The sequence below is a fragment of the Paucilactobacillus nenjiangensis genome, from assembly GCF_005405445.1.
GTDB classification, from domain to species: Bacteria; Bacillota; Bacilli; order Lactobacillales; family Lactobacillaceae; genus Paucilactobacillus; species Paucilactobacillus nenjiangensis.
Genome location: NZ_BJEB01000074.1, coordinates 1 through 8,798 on the forward strand (window position 1 = coordinate 1; position 8,798 = coordinate 8,798).

An 8,798-nucleotide genomic window follows, 5' to 3' on the forward strand; every position below is an offset into this window, starting at 1 on the left:
GTCACCAGTACAATACCGAGAACTTGCCAATCAGTTAGTAGCTTAATTTAGTTGTCCAAACTTGTGGGTTCACTTCAGCAAATTAATAAATTGCTTGAACCTTTTATGTTGAAAAAATTAATATGGATATTGTTCACCAAATTCATATACTAATTCAGGTTCTTTACTAACGCGATGATTAGTATTAACTGAATCCATTTGTGCCATTTGCGCAGAAGTTAATTCAAAATCATAAATATCTGCATTTTGGGCAATTCTTGCGTCATGAACCGACTTAGGAATAATTGCAATGCCGTTTTGTAAGTGCCAACGTAAAATAACTTGCGCAGCAGACTTGCCAGTATCTTCTGCAACTTTTTGAATGGTAGGATTGTTGAGGACTTTGCCACGTCCTAATGGGCTCCAGGCTTGGGTGGTAATATTGTTCTCAGTATTAAATTTCAACATTGGCTTTTGGCTCATTAATGGACTCACTTCAATCTGGTTCAAAACAGGCATTTCATGTGCTTGGGTAGCCAAATATTGAATGTGAACCATATCGTAATTGCTGACCCCAATTGATTTAGCCAAGCCTTCTTTTTTGATATCTTCGAATGCACGCCAAGTCTCAAAAAATTCAGTATTGATTGGCCAATGAATTAGTAATAAATCGACATAATCCATTTGTAGTTTCGTTAAAGATTCTTTGAGTGAACTAATGGATTTATCGTAACCCTGGTTGGCTTCAGAAATTTTTGTTGTAATAAACATTTGGTCTCTTGGAGCGCCAAGTTTTTGTAAGGAGTCACCTAAATTTTGTTCGTTCTTGTACATTTGAGCCGTGTCAAATAAACGATAGCCATGGTTCCAGGCAGATTCGATTGCTTGATCAAACTCACTTTGATCAGTGATTTTATAAACGCCAAAGCCTTGCTGTGGCATCTTGTTACCATCTGCAAGTGTTAAATAATTATCGGAAATGTTTGTCATGATATCCCTCCGTTTTTTCATCGAAATTAATTGTAACATTTTGAGATAGGGCAGGTAAAATCAATCAGAGAATGATATAGTTAACTTAACAAGAAAATTTGAGGAGAAATGTTGTGGAAACGAAATATGAGACAGTCAAAAAGGGTATTAAGGCAGATATAATTGCTGGGACATACCAAACGGGAGATAAACTACCGACTGAATCCGACTTTATGAAGCAATTCGGAGTGAGCCGATATACGGTTCGTCGTGCCGTGGGTGAATTGCAAAATGAACGGTTTATTTATCGTATCCAGGGTGGTGGCATGTTTGTTGACGATTGGCAATCTGAACGTGTCACCCAAGTAAATAATAAGATGGTTGGTGTTATCACCACACATATTGCTGACTATATTTTCCCTAATATCATTAGTGGAATTGATCGAATTGTGTCGAACAGCGGGTACTCAATTCTGCTGAGCAATACCCATAACAACCATCAAAAAGAACGTCAAAGCTTGATTCGAATGTTGGATAGTAATGTTGAAGCGTTAATTGTGGAACCAACACAAAGTGCGTTGCCAAATCCTAATTTAGATATCTACAAAAAAATTAGAGATGCGGGCATTCCAGTTCTCTTCATCAACTCGCACTACGATGAATTAGATTTTCCATACATCCATACAAATGATTTGGAAGCTGAACAACGATTAACTGAATATCTATTTACCCAAGAACATGAAAAAATTTTGGGAGTCTTTCAAGTTGATGATAGCCAAGGGGTTCACCGAATGAACGGCTTTGTGCAATCGTATTTGAAACATCCAAAGATTTCATATTTGAGTGAAATTGTCATGTACCAGTCAAGCGACGAAATGGCCAAAATCTTTGAACGAGTCACTAAAATAATGTCGAGTGAAAATCATCCGACTGCAATTGCTTGTTATAATGACAAATTAGCGATTCAGATCATCGATGTGATTCGTTCGTTAGACTTACGGGTGCCCGAAGACGTGTCAGTTGTTGGCTTTGATGATTACCAACTCAGTAAATATATTGAACCTAGTTTAACTACCTTAGTTCACCCAAAAGAAAAAATGGGTATTGATGCTGGCAAGTCCATTATCAAAATGATTAATAAAGAACCAGTCGAGTCAATTACGTATGATCCTGAAATGATTATTCGAAATTCAACTGCTAGAAAATAATTAATAAATTTAAATGCTTAATTCGCGCCTTAGAATTAAGCTTTTTTAGTGGCTAAATAAAGAACTTGTTTAATAAAAAAAATAATGGTTGATTTATACGGACAAATATTTTACAATGTTCTTGTAAGCGATTTACATGTTGCTGTTACTTGATTGCTAAATATTGAGCAATAGACGACTCTATAATAACAAAGGGGATATTAAATTATGATAAATGTACCTGATTACAAATTCTGGTTTGCCGTTGGTAGTCAACATCTTTATGGTGAAGAACAACTTAAATCAGTTGAAAACGATGCTCGCGAAATCGTTGATAAGTTGAATGCAAGTGGAAAGTTACCATATAAAATTGAATTCAAATTAGTAGCAACTACTGCTGCTTCAATTACTCAATTTATGAAGGATGCTAACTACGATGACAGTGTTGCCGGTGTAATTACTTGGATGCACACATTCTCACCAGCTAAAAACTGGATTCGTGGTACAAAATTATTGCAAAAGCCATTACTTCACTTGGCTACACAATTCCTCAACAAGATTCCATACGAAACAATCGATTTCGATTACATGAACTTGAACCAATCAGCTCATGGTGATCGCGAATATGGTTACATCAACGCCCGTCTTGGTATCAAGAACAAGATCGTTATGGGTTGGTGGGGCGACGAAGATGTTCAAGAACAAATTGCTTCATGGCAAGATGTTGCTGTAACATTTGAAGAAAGCCAAAAACTTAAGGTTGTCCGTTTTGGTGATAACATGCGTAATGTTGCCGTTACTGAAGGTGACAAAGTTTCAGCACAAATCAAATTTGGCTGGACTGTTGATGCATACGGCGTTGGTGATTTAGTTGAAGAAATCAACAAAGTTTCTGACGAAGACGTTAACAACAAATATGAAGATTTACAAAAAGAATATGACTATGTAATTGGTGACAATGATCCTGCTAAGTTTGAATCATCTGTTAAATATCAATTACGTCAATACTTTGCTTTGAAGGCATTCATGGACCGTAATGGTTACACTGCCTTTGTTACCAACTTCGAAGACTTATTCGGTCTTGAACAATTGCCTGGTTTAGCTGCACAATTGTTGATGGAAGAAGGATATGGTTTCGGTGCTGAAGGTGACTGGAAGACTGCAGCCTTGACTCGTCTTCTTAAAATCATGGCACACAACAAGCAAACTGCCTTCATGGAAGACTATACTTTGGAATTCCAAAAGGGCAAAGAAGCTATCCTTGGCTCACACATGTTGGAAGTTGATCCTTCAATCGCCAGCGACAAGCCACGTGTTGAAGTTCACCCACTTGATATTGGTGGAAAAGATGATCCTGCACGTCTTGTCTTCTCTGGTTCAGAAGGTGACGGAGTTGATGTTACCGTTTCAGATATGGGCGATGACTTCAAGATGATTTCATACGACGTTAAAGCTAACGTTCCTGAAAAAGATACTCCATTCTTGCCAGTTGCTAAGCAATTATGGACTCCAAAAGCCGGATTACAAGCCGGTGCTACTGAATGGATCCGTAATGGTGGTGGTCACCATACTGTCTTCTCATTGGCAATCACTGGTGAACAATTACAAGACCTTGCTGACTTGTTCGATTTGAACTTTGTTGACATCAAGTAATTTTAACTAATAGACAAAAGCCGATCATAATGGTCGGCTTTTCTTGTCCAGTCAATCTAGCTTGCAATCTGGGACGGTTTCGCCTAGTCTTAACATTGTGAGAGAATTGAAAGCATTTTCATGAAGCTGTGAAAATGATTGATAACACGAGGAGGAAATGCAATGTATCAAGCAAATGAACATCGTTACGATAAGATGCTTTATCGTAATCTTGGTAAATCGGGTTTAAAAGTTTCTGCAATTGCGCTTGGACTTTGGCACAATTTTGGTAATACGACGCCACTGACAAATCAAAAGAAAATCGTCTTTGACGCGTTTGATCGTGGCATTACGTATTTTGATTTAGCGAATAATTATGGTCCTGAACCAGGGTCTGCAGAAAAGAACTTCGGTAAAATCCTGCATGATGACCTGTCCGCTTACCGTGATGAAATGGTAATTTCTTCTAAGGCAGGTTATACCATGTGGCCCGGACCATATGGAGATTGGGGTTCAAAAAAGTATATCACCGCCAGTATCGACCAAAGTTTAAAACGGGTAGGCGTGGATTACTTTGATATTTTCTACCATCACCGTCCAGATCCAAATACACCAATCGAAGAAACGGCACAAGCGTTAGATTTATTAGTGCGGCAAGGGAAAGCATTGTACATTGGTATTTCTAACTATCGTGCGGAACAAACTCGTGAAATTGCCGAAATATTTGAAGATTTAGGGACTCCATTTATCGTCCACCAACCACGTTATAATATGTTCGACCGTTGGATTGAAGATGGTTTAACTGATGTATTAGCTGAAAAAGAAGTTGGGGCAGTCGTCTTTAGTCCATTAGCACAAGGTCGGTTAACCGACCGTTATTTAAATGGAATTCCTAAGGATTCACGCGCTAACCGTTCGGATAGTCCATTTTTGAATGTGGAACGAGTAGAACAAACTACAGCAATTGCAAAACAATTAAATGAAATTGCTAAAACTCGGGGTCAATCACTAGCCCAAATGGCATTAGCATGGAATTTGCGTCAACCGGTTGTTTCCAGTGTGATTATTGGTGCTTCACGGACACAACAACTCGAAGATAACATTAAAGCGTTGGATAATTTAGATTTTAGTGACGCAGAATTAAAACAATTTGATACTATTTTAGATGGTGTTGAGTTTAAATAAGCAAGATGTACCAGACCTGTGTGGTTTGGTACTTTTTTAATATTTAACTATGGCGAAATAAGGTATAATAAAATCATCATATATCATTTGGAGGATGTAACATGAAGAAGTTAATTACAATTGGTCTAAGCGGGCTATTGCTAGTTTCTTTAGCCGGTTGCGGTAATTCTAGTAGTGATAGTTCTGACTCGAGTTCTTCGAGTTCAAAATCAAGTAAGGTAGTTAAAGATAGTAGTTCTAGCAGCAAATCAAGTAGTAAAGCTGCTTCAAGCAACTCAAATAATAATTCAACCAGTAATTCAACTGACACAACTAGTCTTTCTAGCACTCAAGCAATCAACTGGATTACTGCAAATATGGGTAATACGGTGTTAGCTGAATATAATACTGGTAGCACTCAATTTACCAGCCAAGATTTCAGTTACAACTACAATGGGACATCAGGCCCTGCTGGCGAAACTGACGGCGCAGTTTATTATCAAGTTCGTGAAAACCACAGTAGTGCTAATATGCAGGCTGCAGGTGCAGATCCTAATACCTCATCAAATGCAGGCTGGTTCCGCATTACTGCTAATGGAGCCCTTCAATATGAATCTGCAGCTAATCAAGCTTCAAATTCTTGGACAACCGTCAGCACATCTTATAATGGATAATTAAAAAAACAGATTACGATTTAATCGTAATCTGTTTTCTATTTTCATTAAGCATAAGTTAAATGGTCTTCTAATAAATTCTGTCCAATTGAAATAACTTCACAACAAGCCCAGTAAATGATGGCAATTAAGATATATAAAGTCATATAATCTTGGTTGGCACCAGCAATAATCTTAGCTTGCATGAACATTTCAGAAACGGTAATCATTGCCGCCAATGAAGTTCCTTTGAATAAATCAATGACAATGTTGCCAAGTGCCGGGATAGCAATTCTGAAAGCTTGAGGTAAGATAACGTATCGAATAGCTTTGGAGTACGACATTCCTAAAGAAAATGCCGATTCGATTTGGACCTTCTCAACACCTAGAAAAGCAGATCTAAACACTTCAGAAACAAACGCTGAACATCCAAGTGTGAAGGCGATAATGGCGGCAGGCAAAGCGTCTGCGCCAAAACCAAAGTACACGATGAACAGCATAACTAACAATGGCACACCGCGAAGAAATGAAACGTAGGCTCTCGCAAAGCCAGACAGCAAGCGATATTTACTAAGTCTGGCAAGTGTGAGTAGCACACCGACAACCATCGCGATGGAAAAGCTAATTACTGTTAAAAAGATCGACATTGGCAATCCTAGTAATACATTGGGTAAAGCCCGAATTGCTAAATGCCAGTCAAACAACGTGGACAGAGTTGAAAAATTCATATTAATTACCGGCCATCATATTTAGATTGAATTTTGAATGTGTGGATATTCTTTACATTTGGTTTTTTGGTGACATCCGCACCGTAGTATTTTTCAGAAAGTTTCTTGATGGTACCGTCTTTCTTCAATTTCTTCAATTGAGCATTGACTTGTTTTTGAAGATCCGTGTCACCTTTCTTCATGATAAAGCCAACACCGTTCTTATCTTCATCAGTATTGAAATAAAGATTTGAAGGAAGTGTCAAACCGCTATTTGGAGTTGCTTTCAAGGCAAGGGATTGTAAATAATAATCATTCATAATAAAATCCGTTTTGCCATTCTTGACATCTCGCAAGTAAACGTCGTTTGAGACGTTATCATAGTTGACTAAAGTAGCTCCCAACTGTTGTGATAGACGTTGGTAACTTGTACCTGCTTCGCCAGCTGCCTTTTTGCCTTTAATGTCTGACCAAGAATTAATACCAGAATTATCGCTTGCCCGAACCATCACACTGTTAAATGAATATTTGTAAACAGATGAGGTAGCGAATTTCTTCTGACGAGTTGGTGAAATATTAAAGTCGTTGGCTGCCAAATCGGCTTTGCCCGTTTTGACCGCCGTTAATTGACCGTCAACGTTGTATTCTTTGAATTCAATTTTACGGTGTAGTCCTTTAGCGACTGCCCGTGCGATTTCAACGTCGTAACCAACTAATTTATTCGATTTTGAATCATGATAAGACGCCGGATACAAAGTTCCGGAGGTTGCGACAACAAGTGGCTCTTTTGAGTCATTGTTTTTCGTGCAACCAATGAGTATAATTGCCGTAAATGCTAAGATACCAACTAATGCAGAAATTACTTTGAATCGCTTTTTCATAATCTAATCTCCATTCCACCCCAAAGCATTATGCAAAGTATAGAACAATGAAAACGGTTTATCAATAAAAAAAGAAGGTTTTTTTCATGCTCAATTATCAAAATATATCAGCTTTAGACTTGGCACAACAGATTCGCGACAAAAAAATTAATTCACAAGACCTGATTCACGCTACGATTGAAAATATCAACCAACAAAATCCACAGTTAAATGCAGTCATTTCTGTCCGGGAAGAAAAGGCATTAGTCGAAGCGGCTGCACTGAAAGATACTGGTCAACCATTTTATGGTGTGCCACTATTGTTGAAAGGATTGAGCCAACAACTGGCCGGTGAAAGCGATACTGCCGGTAATGTGTTATTGAAAGATTCGGTCGCCGCTCACTCAAATAATTTCGTAAAAAGATTGCAAGATGCTGGTTTTATTATTATCGGACAAACTAATTTTCCTGAATTTGGCTTTAAAAATATCACTGATTCTAAATTATATGGGATTGCACACAATGCATGGAATACAGATTACGCCCCAGGTGGATCATCCGGTGGGGCCGGGGCCGTTGTTGCTTCTGGAATTAGTCCGATTGCTGCTGGTAGCGATGGGGGTGGGTCGATTCGGATTCCGTCATCTTGGAGTGGTGTGATTGGCTTAAAGCCCACTCGCGGCCGGGTACCAGTTGGCCCAGATGATTGGCGATCTTGGCAAGGTGCTGCGATTAGCTTTGCGCTCACCAGCCATATTGACGATACCGCTGCACTGCTTAACCATATGCAAACGGTCCAATCAGCCGCTGTATTCCAGGCACCTAAAGTAGACTTGTCAGATATTAGCCAAATAGATAAATCTATCAAAATTGGCTATACTACGAAGTCGCCAGTCGGGACTAAAGTATCTGATGATGCGATTAATGCTGTGACTAACGCCGTAAAATTTTTGGAGCAAGAAGGCTTTGACGTCGAAGAAATTGATGTGCCCATCGATGGTGTGAAAGTGATGGAAAGCTATTATTTGATGAACGCTGGCGAGACGGCCGCGATGTTTGGTAATATGACCAATGCCATGGGGCGCGAAGTGAAACGAGACGAAATGGAACGCTTAACTTGGGCCTTGTACCAAACTGGTCAACGGGTGAAGGCCGCCGAATATGTCGATGCCTTGAATTTGTGGGACCAAACGGCTTACCAAATGGATCTAATTCATCAACAATATCCGTTAGTTTTAACACCCACCACTGCCTATGTGGCACCAAAAGCAAATGATCCGTTAGTATCGCCAGAAAATTATGAAAAAATGTACACGATTAATGAAATGACGACTAAGCAACAGCGCCAATTCATTTATGATCAGTGGTTACCAGCTTTAACTCTTTCACCATTCACGCAGACAGCTAATCTGACAGGAGAACCTGCGATTAGTTTGCCAACTTTTGTTAATCCTGACGGTTTACCATTGGGAATTCAGTTTACAGCTGTCAAAGGTCGCGAAGATTTGTTATTGCAAATCGGAAAATTATTTGAAGATAATAATCAATTCAAAATGTTAAAACATTAAATCGTGAACTACTCCGGGAATAAATTCCCGGGCTTCTAGGAACACCGCATACTTGCCTATCACTCTTTGAATGATACGT

8 protein-coding genes are annotated in these 8,798 nt (G+C 38.9%); 5 read left to right on the forward strand and 3 right to left on the reverse strand.

The window, feature by feature from the left end; translation table 11 throughout:
* Positions 1-117: 117 nt before the first annotated feature.
* A complete protein-coding gene (locus tag FFM59_RS09095; RefSeq protein WP_137602723.1) occupies positions 118-969 on the reverse strand; it encodes an aldo/keto reductase in 852 nt (283 codons plus the stop codon).
* A gap of 113 nt (positions 970-1,082) precedes the next feature.
* Here FFM59_RS09095 and FFM59_RS09100 point away from each other — a divergent pair, with 113 nt between their 5' ends.
* From FFM59_RS09100 to FFM59_RS09115, 4 genes are all read left to right on the forward strand, one after another.
* The gene (locus tag FFM59_RS09100) at positions 1,083-2,156 is read left to right on the forward strand and encodes a GntR family transcriptional regulator (protein ID WP_137602724.1); all 1,074 of its coding nucleotides are present in this window, start codon (positions 1,083-1,085) and stop codon (positions 2,154-2,156) included.
* Between the two features lie 207 nt (positions 2,157-2,363).
* Complete coding sequence (araA, locus tag FFM59_RS09105) at positions 2,364-3,788, forward strand: L-arabinose isomerase (RefSeq protein WP_137602725.1); 1,425 nt, start codon at positions 2,364-2,366, stop codon at positions 3,786-3,788.
* A 162-nt stretch (positions 3,789-3,950) separates the two neighbouring features.
* A complete protein-coding gene (locus tag FFM59_RS09110; protein WP_137602726.1) occupies positions 3,951-4,952 on the forward strand; it encodes an aldo/keto reductase in 1,002 nt (333 codons plus the stop codon).
* Positions 4,953-5,053: 101 nt separating this feature from the next.
* Positions 5,054-5,605 (forward strand): hypothetical protein, encoded by a 552-nt coding sequence (locus FFM59_RS09115; RefSeq protein WP_137602727.1) that lies wholly within the window; start codon positions 5,054-5,056, stop codon positions 5,603-5,605.
* A gap of 47 nt (positions 5,606-5,652) precedes the next feature.
* On the opposite strand, the gene FFM59_RS09120 is transcribed toward FFM59_RS09115, so the two are convergent.
* Together FFM59_RS09120 and FFM59_RS09125 are read right to left on the reverse strand one after the other, a co-directional pair.
* Complete coding sequence (locus FFM59_RS09120; protein ID WP_137602728.1) at positions 5,653-6,312, reverse strand: amino acid ABC transporter permease; 660 nt, start codon at positions 6,310-6,312, stop codon at positions 5,653-5,655.
* Positions 6,313-6,317: 5 nt separating this feature from the next.
* Entirely contained in the window at positions 6,318-7,172 is an 855-nt protein-coding gene (locus FFM59_RS09125) for a transporter substrate-binding domain-containing protein (protein WP_137602729.1), read from the reverse strand.
* Positions 7,173-7,258: 86 nt separating this feature from the next.
* Between FFM59_RS09125 and FFM59_RS09130 the strand changes: the two genes are divergently transcribed.
* Positions 7,259-8,719, forward strand: coding sequence for an amidase (locus FFM59_RS09130; protein WP_137602730.1), 1,461 nt, complete (start codon positions 7,259-7,261; stop codon positions 8,717-8,719).
* Positions 8,720-8,798 lie beyond the last annotated feature (79 nt).

What these genes read in the sequence shown, in the direction of transcription:
- FFM59_RS09095 (WP_137602723.1), bottom strand. Translation starts at nt 969, where the DNA reads ATGACAAACATTTCCGATAATTATTTAACACTTGCAGATGGTAACAAG.
- araA (WP_137602725.1), top strand. Translation starts at nt 2,364, where the DNA reads ATGATAAATGTACCTGATTACAAATTCTGGTTTGCCGTTGGTAGTCAA.
- FFM59_RS09110 (WP_137602726.1), top strand. Translation starts at nt 3,951, where the DNA reads ATGTATCAAGCAAATGAACATCGTTACGATAAGATGCTTTATCGTAAT.
- FFM59_RS09115 (WP_137602727.1), top strand. Translation starts at nt 5,054, where the DNA reads ATGAAGAAGTTAATTACAATTGGTCTAAGCGGGCTATTGCTAGTTTCT.
- FFM59_RS09120 (WP_137602728.1), bottom strand. Translation starts at nt 6,312, where the DNA reads ATGAATTTTTCAACTCTGTCCACGTTGTTTGACTGGCATTTAGCAATT.
- FFM59_RS09125 (WP_137602729.1), bottom strand. Translation starts at nt 7,172, where the DNA reads ATGAAAAAGCGATTCAAAGTAATTTCTGCATTAGTTGGTATCTTAGCA.
- FFM59_RS09130 (WP_137602730.1), top strand. Translation starts at nt 7,259, where the DNA reads ATGCTCAATTATCAAAATATATCAGCTTTAGACTTGGCACAACAGATT.